14 protein-coding genes are annotated in these 15,780 nt (G+C 36.3%); all 14 read right to left on the reverse strand.

The genetic code is table 11. The annotated features are described in order from the left end of the window. Nucleotides 1-381: 381 nt before the first annotated feature. The 14 genes from JOC48_RS19720 to JOC48_RS19785 all read right to left on the reverse strand — a co-directional run bounded on the left by JOC48_RS19720 (nucleotide 382) and on the right by JOC48_RS19785 (nucleotide 15,753). Entirely contained in the window at nucleotides 382-1,293 is a 912-nt protein-coding gene (locus tag JOC48_RS19720; protein WP_204502130.1) for an LCP family glycopolymer transferase, read from the reverse strand. 125 nt (nucleotides 1,294-1,418) lie between these two features. After that, nucleotides 1,419-1,550 (reverse strand): paeninodin family lasso peptide, encoded by a 132-nt coding sequence (locus JOC48_RS19725; RefSeq protein ID WP_204502131.1) that lies wholly within the window; start codon nucleotides 1,548-1,550, stop codon nucleotides 1,419-1,421. Beyond that, a complete protein-coding gene (locus JOC48_RS19730) occupies nucleotides 1,510-3,453 on the reverse strand; it encodes an asparagine synthase-related protein (RefSeq protein ID WP_204502132.1) in 1,944 nt (647 codons plus the stop codon). Before JOC48_RS19730 ends, JOC48_RS19725 begins: the two co-directional genes overlap by 41 nt. Nucleotides 3,454-3,763: 310 nt before the next feature. Further along, nucleotides 3,764-5,545: an ABC transporter ATP-binding protein gene (locus tag JOC48_RS19735; RefSeq protein WP_204502133.1), complete on the reverse strand. Its 1,782-nt coding sequence runs from the start codon at nucleotides 5,543-5,545 to the stop codon at nucleotides 3,764-3,766. Between the two features lie 28 nt (nucleotides 5,546-5,573). Then, nucleotides 5,574-5,867: a lasso peptide biosynthesis PqqD family chaperone gene (locus JOC48_RS19740; RefSeq protein WP_204502134.1), complete on the reverse strand. Its 294-nt coding sequence runs from the start codon at nucleotides 5,865-5,867 to the stop codon at nucleotides 5,574-5,576. Further along, nucleotides 5,860-6,804 (reverse strand): HPr kinase/phosphorylase, encoded by a 945-nt coding sequence (locus JOC48_RS19745; RefSeq protein ID WP_204502135.1) that lies wholly within the window; start codon nucleotides 6,802-6,804, stop codon nucleotides 5,860-5,862. The genes JOC48_RS19740 and JOC48_RS19745 overlap by 8 nt, the downstream gene beginning before the upstream one ends. A 110-nt stretch (nucleotides 6,805-6,914) precedes the next feature. Further along, nucleotides 6,915-7,046 carry a paeninodin family lasso peptide gene (locus JOC48_RS19750; RefSeq protein WP_204502136.1) on the reverse strand — a complete coding sequence of 44 codons (132 nt, stop codon included), beginning with the start codon at nucleotides 7,044-7,046 and terminating at the stop codon, nucleotides 6,915-6,917. Nucleotides 7,047-7,062: 16 nt separating this feature from the next. Then, a complete protein-coding gene (locus tag JOC48_RS19755; protein WP_204502137.1) occupies nucleotides 7,063-9,003 on the reverse strand; it encodes a lasso peptide isopeptide bond-forming cyclase in 1,941 nt (646 codons plus the stop codon). A gap of 35 nt (nucleotides 9,004-9,038) precedes the next feature. Then, complete coding sequence (locus JOC48_RS19760; RefSeq protein WP_204502138.1) at nucleotides 9,039-10,238, reverse strand: nucleotidyltransferase domain-containing protein; 1,200 nt, start codon at nucleotides 10,236-10,238, stop codon at nucleotides 9,039-9,041. Then, the gene (locus tag JOC48_RS19765; protein WP_204502139.1) at nucleotides 10,216-10,704 is read right to left on the reverse strand and encodes a lasso peptide biosynthesis B2 protein; all 489 of its coding nucleotides are present in this window, start codon (nucleotides 10,702-10,704) and stop codon (nucleotides 10,216-10,218) included. Before JOC48_RS19765 ends, JOC48_RS19760 begins: the two co-directional genes overlap by 23 nt. A gap of 175 nt (nucleotides 10,705-10,879) precedes the next feature. Beyond that, the gene (locus tag JOC48_RS21725) at nucleotides 10,880-11,560 is read right to left on the reverse strand and encodes a response regulator transcription factor (protein ID WP_338024354.1); all 681 of its coding nucleotides are present in this window, start codon (nucleotides 11,558-11,560) and stop codon (nucleotides 10,880-10,882) included. Between the two features lie 382 nt (nucleotides 11,561-11,942). After that, nucleotides 11,943-13,013 (reverse strand): glycosyltransferase family protein, encoded by a 1,071-nt coding sequence (locus tag JOC48_RS19775; protein ID WP_204502140.1) that lies wholly within the window; start codon nucleotides 13,011-13,013, stop codon nucleotides 11,943-11,945. 5 nt (nucleotides 13,014-13,018) lie between these two features. Beyond that, nucleotides 13,019-14,401, reverse strand: a complete 1,383-nt coding sequence (locus JOC48_RS19780; protein WP_204502141.1) for a sugar phosphate nucleotidyltransferase — start codon at nucleotides 14,399-14,401, stop codon at nucleotides 13,019-13,021. A gap of 23 nt (nucleotides 14,402-14,424) precedes the next feature. Beyond that, nucleotides 14,425-15,753 carry a lipopolysaccharide biosynthesis protein gene (locus JOC48_RS19785; protein WP_275580783.1) on the reverse strand — a complete coding sequence of 443 codons (1,329 nt, stop codon included), beginning with the start codon at nucleotides 15,751-15,753 and terminating at the stop codon, nucleotides 14,425-14,427. Between the last annotated feature and the right edge of the window lie 27 nt (nucleotides 15,754-15,780).

The raw sequence follows: 15,780 nt of genomic DNA on the forward strand, positions 1-15,780 counted from the left end.
TCATTACCTCCATTTACTATTTTCTTGGTCGAAAACATTGTAACATGGGGTCATGATGATGACCTTTCTTTTTACACAATTATATGGACTTTATCACCGATCCTGGATTTTCTCTCACTCTCTCCCGGTTTATGCGCACCGATCCCGGATTTTCTCTCACTCTTGCCCGGTTTATGCGCAGCAATCCTGCTTTTTCTCTCATTCTCACCTCAGTTATGCGCACCGATCCTGGATTTTCTCTCACTCTCACCCGGTTTATGCGCACCGATCCTGGATTTTCTCTCACTCTCGCCTCGGTTATGCGCAACTTCCCCGGATTTTCTCTCATCCCCACCCGGTTTATGCGCACTCATCCCGACCTCTCACCTACCAGCTACATCCTCAACTCTTACTCCCCACCATCTCTCGCACTTTCTCAATCTCCTCTTCATCAACTATCAAATAATAAATATCATCAATCATCGTGCCTTCGCCTTGCATCATGTAAGTATCTAAATTCCTCGTCGTCCTGCGATAGTTAATGAATAAATTTCTTATATCTTCAAAGTCCATATTCATGACTACATTCTCTCCGATGATGTCTAGAAATTCACCAATATTACTGATAGAGCGAATGTTGGAGCCTTTATCGATGATTGCTTTGATGACTTGGCGTTGGCGGGCGGTTCGGCCGAAGTCTCCTGCTTCGTCTTGGAATCGCATTTGGACGTAGCCGAGGGTTTGTGGGCCGTCCAGCTCTAGCTGGCCGCGGGCGTAATGAAAGCCTTCTTGATAATAGCCTGTATCGATCCAGTCTAATTCGTTATGTACGGTGATTCCACCAAGTGCATCAACCAGACCTACCAAGCCTTCCATATTGAGCCTTACATAATAATCAATCGAGATTTTTAAAAATTGCTCGACGGTGTCAACAGCCATATCAACTCCACCAAAGGCATAGGCGTGATTAATCTTATCTTGTCCAACCATTCCAGCGATTTCTGTCCGTGTATCTCTCGGAATACTAACTAGCTGCATGCGCTCGGCTGTAGGATTTAACGTTAAAATCATCAGTGCGTCCGATCGTCCTTTATCATCAGTTCTTTCATCGATCCCAAGCAGCAAAATCGTTAAGGGCTCTTCTTCTTCCATTTTCTTCTTCGTTAAGCTCGTATCAATGGTCTGTACCGATTGATATACTTTGTGGTCGATGGTTTGTTTCGCAGCATCATAAACGGTAATCATGTATCCTATTCCACACAACCCAATAATAATTACAAAAACAAAAACGAACGCCCAGCTTTTCCGCTTCATACCTTTTATTGACAGATCCCTCTCTCCTTGCAGCTATCCAGATGAATCATTTATATAAAATCCCGTTACTTAGGCCCTTATACCGAATGTATAAGGGCCTGAGGTGTGGGGATGTAGTAAAGTTATTAACTTACATGAAGTTCTATCGTTTCATCTTCATCTGCGAAGGTGAAATCAACGTTTGCTAAACCTGGTCCCATCATCGTTTGATTGACATCAAGAACCTCCAACTCTGGCTGCTTCCATTCTTTTTTCATGGCTATCACCTCCTCGTTTTAAATATCTATATACAATGAGAGCACGCATCAACACTCTGATTTCAGGATCAAATGCATACTCTGATTGCGGACCATTTTTGACTTTTGGCAAGAAGGTTTTCAGTAAGTCGATATTTAAATAAGAGGCACAAATCGGATCATCCACTAACGCTGTTAACTCACTGACAAATGCATTCCAATCCGGTGCCATTCGATGAACCCAATCGGCTGCTTGCATTCCTCGGACACGTTGGTTTAGTCGAACGCTATCTGGTAAATAGCCTTCTGTTGCTCTTCTGATTAAAGCGCGGCTACAGCCATTTTTTACAAATTGGTCTTCTGGTATCGCTAAGCAAAATTGAACAACCCGCAAATCATTGGTGGGGTCACGATTCCATGCCCCATAGCGTAAGGATAGCTTTGTTGCAGTAGTCCCAGTCGTATTCCATACATACGTATTTTCGAAATGTTTTTTCCGAATCTCACTGACACTTAATTGTGAAACAGCATCCATTTCACGCAGCTTTGAAAAAATGTCCATCCTACGCGCAAATTCTGGATGAATGATGGATGGGAATGGATCGGATGACTTTGATTTATTTAAAAATGCTTTTTTTCCGATGACAGAAAAGATGAGAGATTTTCGTACGTTTATATTTTTACTATAGGCACCTAGTTCGCGGTATAATGAAAGCCACCGCATTTTTTTCAATAACCGACTGTAATACTCCAAAGCTCGTCCCCACGATATCGTGAAATTTCCTCTTGCCCCATTTAATAACATGCGAACACCTTGGCTGCTTGCTTTTTCATAGGTCCCCTTCAACCAAAATGAATTCTCGAAAAATTTGTACGGTGCTTCCATGATGTCGAGCCAATCATCCATTTCCGCGTAAGGATTCATACCATTTAAGCTCAAAAAATGTTCCTTCATATTTCCGACATAACTAACGGTATCACGAATAAACGGTCGTTCATCTGCTACTGCGTATCCTGGTGTCCAATCGGTAAAATTTTCTTCTGGGGTGTAGCTGTATGTATATAATTGCTTGTTCGATTTAGCCGCGAAGCTAACAACGGCTCCCGAATCTAAACCACCACTTAGCTGTACGCCAACCGGACCCAACGTACGCAGTCGTGCATCAACGGCTTGTTGGAACACCTCTCGGAAGGCCTCTACATATTCTTCGTCTTTTGAAAATCGTATCTGTTTATTAAAATCTAATGCTTGATACCGAGATATGGTTACACTATCTCCCTTTACGGTAATGGAGTGGGAAGGTGGGAGCTGTTCGATAGATTGATAGGCAGTAATCGAATCATCGACCGTATCAATCACATCTGGAATCGCTAAATATTCTGCAAGCCAATTTTCATTTAGCTGCTTGTTTATGTAAGGTAAACGGAATAGTGGTGCTATCGTCGTACAGAAGGCGAATCGTTCAACATCATGAAAAAAGTAAAGCGAGCGCATTCCCGAAAAATCTCTGGCACCAAATAGTTGATTGTTTCTCTCATCCCAGATCATGAACGCAAAATCGCCAAGTATATGCTGGGGCATGTCTTCTCCCCACTTGCAATACGCTAGTAAAAGAAGCATACTATCCGGCATATAATCTCGTTTCGCCTTTCCAACCTGCAGGATTTCAAACAGCTCCTGACGATTATCAATAATCGCATCAGCGGTAATTGCCATTTGTCTTTCTGGATCATAGTAAGGCAGCGGCTCCCCTATTGATTCGGGGGTTATCCACTGGGCGTGACATCCGAGGATGATCGATTCTTCCTTCCAGACTCGAGCATCATCTGCAGGGTATTTACTCAAGGCATCCATCATCCCAGTCAAATGATCCTCAGGAACAGGCTGTTTGTTTTTATGGTAAATACCTGTGATAGCGCTCATTCGTACCCTCTCCATTTCTAAGAAAACTAGTTCACCCCTGGAGCTATGGATAATAACGATTCATCTTGTCTGATAAACGATGATAAAAGCCATTTAAACTTGTATTACTATTTATTATAGTAAACATGTTCCATGACTTTCAGTAACTTATTTTAGTTATTTGGACTATTCTTTTGACAAGCATGTAAGTGATAGAGTCATGCGGGGAAAATATGCAGAAGGTTACATAATCTATTGACGTGGCAGGAGCCTAATACTTAGACTCCTTTGAAGATGATAGCCCCAGAAAAACACTTCCTATTGCAAACAGTCACCCTTGGTTTACTAATTTGCTAAATACACCTGTCGATTGATCCGCTAGCTGCTGAAAAGCCCCTTGCTGCACCACTTCGCCCTTATCTAGTACAATTACTTGATCAGCATTCCGAATCGTTGATAAACGATGAGCGATTACAATAATCGTCATTTTCCCTTTTAACTGCTCAATCGCTCTCTGAATTTTCGCTTCATTTTCTGTATCGAGGGCACTTGTCGCTTCATCCAGTACTAGAATAGATGGTTTTCGCAAAATCGCACGCGCTAACACCAATCGCTGCCGTTCTCCACCAGACAGCTTCACGCCTCGGTCACCAATCAATGTATCTAGGCCATCCGGTAATTCTCGGACAAACGCTGCAGCCAATGCAAATTCCAGCGCTTCCCATAAGTCTTCTTCACTAGCATCCGGCTTCACCAATAACAGATTTTCGCGAACCGTTGTATTAAACAAAAATGGGTCCTGCGAAACATAACTGAGTGACTTTCGTAAGGCGAGCACGTCATCACCCTCTAAAGGAGTTCCATCGATACAAACCTGACCTATTTCCGGTTTGTTTAATCCCATCACTAAATCGATCAATGTACTCTTACCAGCCCCAGACTTTCCTACAATTGCTGTGATATGATTGGCAGGAATATATAGATTGATATCCTTTAAAGCATATGTTGGCTTATCCTTATCATAACGAAAAGCAAGCTGGTTACATTCGATACCTGCCCCGATACGAATTGGCTGAATGGAATCATCAAAGTCTTGCATGAATTCCATCGCAGTTTTCGTTTCTTTTTGTAGCCGTTTTACTTCCCGTAAGGATGGGATCGTTGACGCTATTTGCTCCATTGAACTTTGAATTCCTGATACTCTAGGCCAAAGCCTTGAAAAAATCACGACTACCAACACTAATTGTGCACCCTGAGTGGAAAATAACTGAACAGCCACCATAATAAAAATGGCAATAAAAAAGGCGGATGCAATTTTATAATAGGATTGCGAAGTCGTCTTTACCCGCGTAAATTCCACTCGTTCATCCTGCATTTGCTTCGTAATAGATCGATACCAATTCATTCTTGGTTCCTCTAAACGATTACTTTTAATATCCTTAATTCCGTTAATCTGATCCGTAATTCCAGCAAGAAAACTTCTTCCAAGCTCATAGTTCCGATTCCCTAATATAAGTGATCGCCTTAAAAACTTGCGATTTAAAAATAGAAGCAGCAATCCACATAGTAAAACAAAGGATGTAATTCCAGGCGACAAGACAAAGGCTAGCGCAACCTGGACGATCGTAATCATTACTGAAGCCATCAATTTCAAGAAGGATTGCGTGCCTGCATTCGTCCTGCCAATTTCGGCAGTTAAAATATTAATGAGGTCTGATTTTCTTTTTTTAATGAAAAAATCCCAATTTGCTTTCAATAAGGAGTGGTACGTTTCTAACTGAATATACCTTAAAAACCCCTGCTGAATAACAGCATTTTGTATCGTTATGCGACGTTGGAGAAGATTTTGTCCAACAGCAATGATCACATATAGACCTAAAATTAATGGTAAGGCAAATGGATTAGGAATCAACTCAAATATGCTAAAGACGCTTGCAAACGGAAAATCACCTGCTTCGACATTGACAATGCCACTCATACTAATCATAGGAATTAGCAGCAGGACGGCAATACCATCAAGCAAGCCGATGCCCATCATCGCAAGCACGTTTATGTATAGCACATTTCCGGTATGTCCATGTATTTGCTTTAAAAAATAAAACACATGCCTCATCGTTAACCCCCATTCCATTCGTTTATTCCTATTCTTGAACCTGAACTAATCCTTCTTCAATCAATTGACCAATAAAGGCAATCGTATGTTCGACACATTCTTGTGGTTCAACATCATACATATCCATTAGCTTTGATACGAGCAATTGAATGGAAATCGGTTCTTTCATTAACTCCCATATTTCTCCACCAAGACTGCCCAAATTATAATACTTGCCATTTTGTACACTTAACATGACCTTTTCTCCATCCATATCACTGACAATATTTCCTTCTACTTGACTTACAATGGCTTCAATCGATATTTCTTTCACCTTACTCATGGATAAACTCCTCCTTTCTTACAACATTAGTTAAAATCAGCTCGACTAATTCGTCTGCTGTAAATCGTGAAATTGGACGTTCCATTTTATATAAATTACTTTTACTTGCTATTTTGGCTGAAGCTTGAAAATGCCACTCCATTAAACCGGCGCGTTTGATGATAAAGTTTCTATATGTATGCGCAAAAAGTGTATACAACCGTTCTAATTCTTGTATGGGTTGGAATTGAATGGTTTGATTAAGTTCAGATTTTGTTAGTTCTATTACACCTGCTAGAGGCATTGAATTTGTTTCAAAACTGTCGGTTATCGGAATCGTATACTTCGTTTCTCTATCGATAATTGGACAATAATTATCTGATTCCAGACCAAAATGATCCAGGCTCTCTAACCATAATTTCTGTTGCGGATAGGAGGGTGTTACGATAGGAATATTGTTCTTGTCAAAAGTAATTGGAATGACATCATCACTTAAGAGATTAAATCCCCTTTTCAAAAAAGACCTTGCCAGCGTTGACTTCCCAGCACCAGAATCACCAATAATTGCATATGCTTCTCCGCCTATAGCTAATGCACTACCGTGTAACGGGAGTATTCTCCGTTGCATTAGAAGTGCACCCATACAGGTTCCAAGAATATAAAGTCTAAGCTGGTCTTCTTTAGACCCTTCCATCGGTGAAACAGATATTTTATTCCCGTTTTCAATTAAAAAAATAGCAACATGAGGTATTTCAAATAATACTTGATTCTCATCTACAAAAGAAAGAGAGTTTGGGTTCGTATATTTATACCTTTGTTCTGTTAAATCTCTTTTCTCTATCACTACGTCCACATTGCTTCCCGGCAAATCGACGATAGGCAACTCAAGGAAAGGGAAATCACTGGAAATATTTAAGCCAAATGCGCTAAAGGTTATATTTTTTTGTATCCCTAACATCCAACACACTCCTTTTCAAACTAACAAAGCTTTTAAAAACTTCAGTAAGCATCCAATAGCCATACTTTAAAGTATAAAAAAATATGGCCCTAATAATAGGGCCATATTTTTTAACTTAATGTAATATCGTCGAATTCAGTTCCTGCTGGAAAATCATTATCTAGTTTTGTTCCTGTGCTGCCTAGCATTGTCATCTTCACATCAAGTTCTTCTAATTCAGGCTTCTTCCATTCTTTTTTCATAATAGAACACCCCCCTTCAAGAAAATTTATTCATGAATCTATATAAAATTAGACTCCGCATCATAATCTTATAATTTAGGTTCGTTGCATACTCAGAACTCGGTCGATGCTTTATTTCCGAAAAAGCATGATTTAAAACATCAGCATCCAAATATTCTAGCATTCTCTTATCTGATATAAGCTGCTTTGCCTCACGAATGAAAGTGTCCCAGTATGGAAGCATCCTATAAACACAGTCGGCTCCCTGAAACCCTCGAACACGTTGATTAAGCCGAACTTTGTCAGGTAAAATATTTTCGGTAGATCGTCGAATAAGCGCTCGATCGAATCCCTTTTGGACAAATTGTTCATCAGGTAAGGATAGACAAAACCGGACGACACGTAAATCATTGGTAGGATCACGTTTCCATAGTCCGTAACGTAAAGATAATTTACAAGTAAGTGTATTACCTGCATTCCAAGGATAAATACGATCCATTATATTTTTTCTTTGGTCAAAAATACTCGTTGTAGGAAACCAGCCTGATTGATCCATTCCATAAGATTCTAGTTTATGAAATACTTCTGTCCGCTCAGCAAAGTCCGAATTGATCATCCTTGGTAATTGCAAAGGACGTTTACTAGAAGCTAGCTTCTGAATGACTGGAAAACCAATCTTAGCAATCAATGGTATCCTGCGAAGTCTAGCTCCACCGACGTTTGTACTGTAGTAATCTAATTCCTGGAATAAACGAACCCACTTAAGTTTTTTTAGTAGAACCGCATAATAATCTAACGCAGATCCCCATGATATAGTGAAATTGCCCCTATCACCATTAAGTAACACTCCTATATCTTGATCGTGTGCTTTTTCAAACATTCCCTTTAACCAGAAAGAATTCTCAAAAAATTTATACGGCATTTCCATAGATTCAGTAAAACTATCAATATCTGTATAAGGATCTTTACCGTTAAAATCTAGGATATGCTCTTTAATCCCCCCGACATGATTGACCGTTGATTTTATATATTCACTCTCATTGGCTACGAATTGTTTCGGTGTATAATCTTTAAAGTCATTGGGTGGAACATAACTAAACGTTTCCAGCCTTTTATTTTCCTTCCGTAAGCTGTTTGCTGCAAAACCAACAACTGCTCCCGAATCTAATCCACCACTTAGCTGTGCTCCTATTTTGTGATGCGTTCGTAGTCTTGAATTAACCGCTTTCTGAAATACGTCTTGAAAGGCTTCTACATATTCTTCATCAGAATTTAGTTTTAATTGTTCCCCTGAAAAGAACGAACCATATTTAGTTAGCTTTATTTTATCTTCAGTAATTGAAATAGAATGAAACGGTGGCACTTGCTCGATGTTGCAATAAGGTGTACTACGAGCATCTACTGTGTCAATCGTTCCGGAATTGGCAAGATACTCAGCTAGCCACTGTTCATTTAACCGTTTTTTCATGTTTGGTAAAGCAAGTATTGGCTCTATGGTGGTACAAAAAGTAAAACTTGAATGATTATAATAATAATATAATGTTCGATACCCCGAAGGATCTCTAGCTCCAAACAGTTTCTGCTCTCGCTCATCCCAAATCATAAAAGCAAAATCACCAATAAGGTGCTTAGGAGTATCCTCTCCCCATTTGCAGTATGCTAGCAATATCAATTGACTATCAGGCATCAGTTCCCGTTTATCTTTTTCAACCTGCAGAGCTTGAAACAACTCTTCTCGATTATCAATGATTGTATCGGCAGTAATTGCTACTTGTCTTTCGTTATCGTAATAGGGTAACGGTTCACCGATTGATTCAGGTGTAATCCATTGAGCGTGACATCCGAGAAAAATATTATCTTTTCTCCATACTCGGATATCATTTGCAGGGAATTTACTTAGCTCTTTCATCATTAACTCGGCATGTTCTAGAGTTGCCGGTTGCTTATCTACATTGTAAATACCTGCGATCGCGCTCAATTGATTCACCTCCTTTTATTTAAAAAATTACTTGGTTATCCATGAGTGGTACTTGTTCGTTTTTTTATTTGTCTTATTAGCCAGAGAAACGGCCGTAATGGGAAGTATAGAAAGTTCAATTGCTTAGGTAGAGGTAGAATTTCGGCATCCCATGAGCTTGGGTATAATCTACTTAATAAAAGTAACAACCTTTGATTAATAGATCTTTGTAAAAGTAAGTAGTTATGATACTTTTTAACAAATTCCTTTGGATTGTCCCGTGAATGGGGAACTAATCCTTTGTTTATAAAATATACGGCTAACTGTGAAGCCTTTTTTTGCTTTTGAACGCTTGATATTAAAGATTCAAACTTATATTTCACATCTTTATGAAGTAATTCTGAAGTGAGCATAATGCCTTGGCCTGCCATCACTTTAGCATCATATTTATTTAAAAGAGAATCTACTATATACGGATTTAATTCTTTAGATAGTAATCTATTAATGTCTACTAACCACCGGAGTCTGAACCAAGCATGGCGAAATCCGTGGTTCATTAGGTAAAATAGTAAATCTTCTGAACCTAGTAAATAAACAGGTCCATCCGTTAAGTCACTTACTTTACGACGTTTCCAAAGTTCATCAAAGCTTGGCTCCTTTCCCATTTCAGGACTAAGACGCCAATGTATTTCAATTTGCACTTTTTTCTCAGGATGATAATATGAAAGATGGTGATATTTCCATTTCCAATCATCCAATATCCATGGTTGATTTTTATCTAATATATATCCATACTCTGTAAGAATTGTCTTTACTTTATTTATAGAATCTATTGGAACCAAAATATCCAAATCTTTTGAAGTTCTGTCTGATATATTTCCATATAAAGATTCTGCAAGTACTGGCCCTTTCAATACAAGTGCCTGTATATTATTGTCAGAAAAGGCCTGACAAACGTTTCCCATCTCTGCAGTTAATGCGAGCATGTTAAACGTGTTGTTAGTATAGTAATGTTCTAATCTTTGCATAATACGATCGGGAACAATTGATTTTTCGTACTTCTTAAATTCTTTATAAATTAAAGGAAAAACACGATGATGGATTGTCAAATCTACAAATTTATCCCAGTCTATGTTGTCTAATAAATGACTATTATTTTCTATGTAAGAAGAATAATTATTTAACTTCAATATTCCTAGTAGTAAATCAAGTTCCTTAGGAAATAAACTCGTATCAAGTGTTATATTCTGTACCATTACGGTTCTCCTTCTCTTTAGGATTAACAGGTTTTGAGAACACCCCTACTACGGTAAATTTTTGCCTAACCCTTCCCCCAGTTACATACATCGAACCACACCTCAACCATGCATGCGCAATCATTTTATTTCTATCATCTCTCGCTGTTCCTAAATATAAGGTACTTTCTATTTTTCGACGTTCTAACATTTTCATTGCCGCTATTGCTTGGACGAGACACGCACTTTCCCATAAAGTATGTCTACTCATTGTAGCAATTGCTCTAGAAACCTCTTTAACATTAGTAGGGTTTTGATAGACTTCAAATGTTGTTTCATTTGATTGAAAATTCAATAGCTTAGTCACTCTTGCAAACGGCAATGCTTTTAATAAACGTGCCATAGCCAAATATAAAAATGCTTCGAAATATAATTTCTTTTTATGTGAAGGTAAGGATAGAAATTTTTTCATTTTTTTTGCTATCATGTCCTACCCTCCTCTGATTTTCTCAACGTAACTTATTAAAATTAAGTATAGTAAATAAATGGGGTAACTTTCAGTAATATATATAAATTAATAGACCTATTTTATTGGTAAAAATGCAGTCACTCCTATTAGATTTACCAGAGCTTTAGCGGTCCCTATCTTGAATTAGTACTTTTTAACTAGTCACTTTTGCAAGGAGCTGCTTTAATTCTGTTCGATTGCTAATATTTAATTTCTTATACATCTCTGAAATGTAATTTTTCACTGTCCCTTCACTAATCGAAAGCTCCTCAGCAATCATTCGGTTTGACCACCCTCGATTTATACATTGAATCAACCTAAGCTCCCGATCATGTAAATCCTTCTGATGCTGGAATCTTTTTCGAATCGTATGAATAGATCCTTCCTTCTCTAATTTTTGTAATCCTATTAATCTTTCAGAAAAATGATTCACAAAAAATTTTGGTGCGATAAATTGACCGTCATCAATTAATCGTAGTAGTTGTTTAAATTGATCTAAGCTCGACTCCTTCAACACATAGCCATCTACACCTATCGAGAGTGCTTTTTCCATAAAGGAATCCGTTTTTATATCTGTTAAAAGGACAACCTTCATTTCTGGATATTCACTTTTTAACCAAGCTGCACATTCCATGACATCGGTCTCACTTATTTGAATATCGAGCAGACACATGTAAGGTAGAACTTCCTTCTTTTTAATAAAATCAATGACTTCTTCTCCGTTGTTTAACCCTGCAATAACCACAAATTCTTGCATTTCTTTTATAATGCTAATAATCATTTCACGAAATAATGTCTGGTCCTCAGCAATAATTACCGTATGCTTTTTGTTCACTTTACTCCAACTCCTTGAGTGAACCCGAAGGCCTTTCCAATTACACTAGGTTCTTATTAATTATATTTTTGATAAAATGATAACCACCCCTTTGTCCTAAACACATTCAATAATAAAACGTGCTTATCTAATAAGATAAGCACGTTTATCAAGAGTAGCTTCTATTATATAAATGAACTATAATATAAGGAAATTATGTGGCTAATAACTATTTGTTACGTATTAAAATATAGAGGTGTTCTTATGACTTTATTTATTACTGGAATGCTAGTTGGCAGTTTTACAACCTTAGTCATTATGAGCTTATTAATCATTTCAAAAAAGGGTGATAAAACAGAATAAAAATTATTGGCTAGTTGAAATAATAATTTTCATGACTCCATTATAAAAGGTGTAGAATCTTATTAGAAACCTTTGATACATCATTGGTTAATTTTCCGGTATGCTGTTTTTTCAACTCAGTCAATAAACTAGTATCAATCCTAATTTTCTTCAATTCATCCCAGTTTATTAACTTGACATAATTATTTTTCTTTAAGTAATCAATTGTATTTCCATCTTCGTTCATAAAACTTCTATTTAATACAATAAGTGGCTTATGATTTAATATAGCTTCACTCACTGTACTCCACCCTGCTTTTGATATGACGATGTCTGATGCGGCTACATAATTTTGTGACTCAGTGTACTGCTTGGGAATCTTATAGACATTTGGCTTATCAATCTCTAGATTACTTGAAACTAAAAAAACACAATCGTCACTATTCCATAGTTCAAGACTGTGTAAATCATTTATATCTACCTTCATTCCAAGCCCAAAATAAACTACTGTCTTATTTTTATCTGGATTAATGGAATCAATAATTCTTTCGACCTCTTCTTTTTCAGTATTCCTGGCAAGAAAATTAAATCTGTGTTTCTTTTTATTACACAGTTGTTGCTCATTTTCCCCTGCTAACGAAAAAAAGAAATCCATTTTCACATATGATTTTTTAAAGTATTCTAGATACTTTTCAACAACCATTCCTTTATATGCGGTATACCAAGTGAAATTAGATATTCCAACCGATGGTATCCCTAATTGTTTGGCTGGTATGAAAGGTAATGGTGATATATCTGAAATGACTAAATTAACTTTATTTTCAGATAAGAAATCTTTTTCATTTTCTAACTTAATTTCCCATTCATCTATAAATCTAATATATTCTCTTTCAATTTTCGCAGGATCTGGAAAAATATTATTTGTCTGAAGAAAATAACCGATATCCGTTTTAAGTTTACGAAATTCAACATTCAAGTCTTTTAAAGAATCTTTTAAAAAATCTAATGCAAATGAATGACATACAATGATTTTTATATCTTTGTTGTGTTTCAACGTTGCGCGAATAACTGCGATACTCCTTGACGCATGACCAAATCCATAATCTGATATATAATACGCAATAGTTTTCATTGTTTTTATGAAATAACAGTTGCCTTTGATTTCTTGAATTGTGCAATTACATCTTCCCAGTCAAAGAATATACGAATAAAATCTTCATCAGTTATTCCTGCCCCAGTTTGTACTTCAATAAATTCTAAATCTGAAATTGCTTTCAACCCATGCTTTTTCCCTGCGGGAAGATGTATTACATCTCCAGCCTTTACTCTAGTTATGCTATTATCTAAGGCAAGTTCACCTTCCCCTTTAACAATTGTAAGAACTTCATCACGCAAATTATGGAAATGGTAACTAGAATTCTTACCGTGTTCAATACCTATATGTTTTGTCACCATTTCTTCACTATTTTCATACTTCGAATAATCTAAAGTCTTTGACCATCCCCAAATTCGTTCTTCAAATCTAGGAGGTTGATCAAATCCCTTAATTAAATCTTTCACTGTTGGACTCGACATCTTGTCACTAACTAAAATACCATCAGGACTCGCAGCAACTACTAAATTATTCACGCCTAATACAGTAATAGGAATGTCTAATTCATTTATCAGGTGTGTCCCATTACAATCATTACTTATTACACCTTTACCTATTTGGTTTGTATCCATTTCCTCTGTTAATGTATTCCAAGTACCGAGATCTTTCCAATAACCATCATAAGAGAGAGCGACAACGTTGTTTGCTTTTTCAACAACCTCATAATCAAAACTTATCTTGGTTAATTTACTATACTGTTTACTTAATAATTCATACTGCAGTGGTAATTTCTTAGCTCTTAATATATCTAATAAGTACCCTAATTTAAAAGAAAAAACGCCACAGTTCCATAGGGCGTCATTGTTAATTAATAGTTTAGCTTTTTCTTCATTAGGCTTTTCGGAAAAGTGACTGACGTGAAGATATCTTTTTTCATATTTCTTAGGTACGATGTATCCATACTTTGAAGATGGGTATGTTGGTGTAACCCCAATTAGCGCTAAATCTGTATTAGAAATTTTGATAGTTTCTTCTAAATCCTTAATTCTTTCAAAAAAGCTATCTTCTACATACGGGTCTACTGGTAAAACTACAACAACTTCATCTTTATCTATTGATTCGATAGAATAAAGATAGGATGCTGCTAAAGATATGGCTGGAAAAGTATCTCTACGTTCTGGTTCAACTATAACTGGAACTTCTAATCCTAACTGATGATGTATCATCTCTTTTTGAATACTTGAAGTTGAAATTAGAGTTGAGTCATGAAGATTTGCTGATTTAATTTGCCTCCATACCCTTTGTACCATTGATTCTTTTTGACCATCATCACCCTCAAGTATTTTCAGAAATTGTTTTGATCTAATATCATTTGAAAGTGGCCACAATCTTTTTCCCGATCCTCCAGACAATAAAATCAACTTCAAACCAATCCCCCCATTTATAATAATTATCCAAAATACCTATTTTGTAATATTCTTTCCTCTGTTGCAAACTTTCTATCGTATCTTTTACTCATAACAAGAGTAATTATGATTAACAAAAAATTCAAAAAAGCGTTGGAAACCCCATAAAGTGCTATTGCGATTAAATCATTAGAATATATAAAGTCTACTAATAAAAATGCAACAACACTAACAATTAAAGAAATAATTGTAAAAAATAAATGAAATCTTTGAGCAGATAAAATCGGAAAAGATTTTATGCATGGTTGATATATGAGTATAAAAAAAACAACTATTGCAATCCACCTAGCGTACTCACCTGCAACCTCCCATTCCAGTCCAAATATAACGCTAAAAAGCGATGGCCCTAGTACAATTATTATCCCAAAAGGAATGATTCCCAATATTGACAAACTAACTATAGCTTTTAAAATAATTTTAGTTATTTTTTCACCGTTATTTGCAGCCTCGTTTATTCGTGGATAAAAAACATCACCAAAGGACTTTCCGATTAATTGTGTAGGTATATTTAAAACCATTCTACCCAATGAATAAAAACCCGCAGAAGTAGGACCAAACAAACTAGCCAATAATAAAACAGGTATATTTTGACTAATTCCATTAATTAATACTTGTGGTGCTCTATATATTGGGAAATCCTTATGTTTTAAAGCCGATTTTTTTAAAGAAGTAAAGTCTATTATGGAAGTCTTATTTGTATTTATCCTTCTATTCTTTCTAAAAAAAATTATTAGAATAGCTCTAATTCCTTCACTAAACGCCTGTATCAATATAAGTGTCGTAGCAAACGGATAGATAGTTCCGATTAATACCTTACTACCCTGTACAATGATAGCTTGAAACAAAGATGCTTTTGCTATAGCAATAAACTCTTTGGTTCTAATAACCCACTGTTCAGCAATTTGAAATAAACCACTAAAAAAGATCACAACAGGTATAAAATATAAATAATGAGAAATGTCATTTATTTCAAATAATCTAACTAATTGTTTAGATGAAATAACAAGAATTAAAAATATGCATAGTGAAGTAAATATTGTTAATAACAGTGAAAGTCTTACTAAATCTTTAGCATCTCTTTCTTCTTTAGGTAGTACTATAGCAATTGGATATGTTAATGCTGAAATTGGTCCAATAACACTAACAATAGCAATAAATATACCCATCACCCCAAAAGCTTCAGGACCATAGATACGTGTAATTATAGGAGTTAAAATAAAATTTATAACCTGCGCAGCAGCTGTACCAGTTACCATTATAATTACATTTTTAAAAAAGGCTTTTTTTGTTATTGCTACTAGTTTCCTTATCATTTTCTTTTTCCTTTTCCTTTCTATTAA

The organism is Aquibacillus albus (genome assembly GCF_016908325.1).
GTDB lineage: Bacteria > Bacillota > Bacilli > Bacillales > Amphibacillaceae > Aquibacillus_A > Aquibacillus_A albus.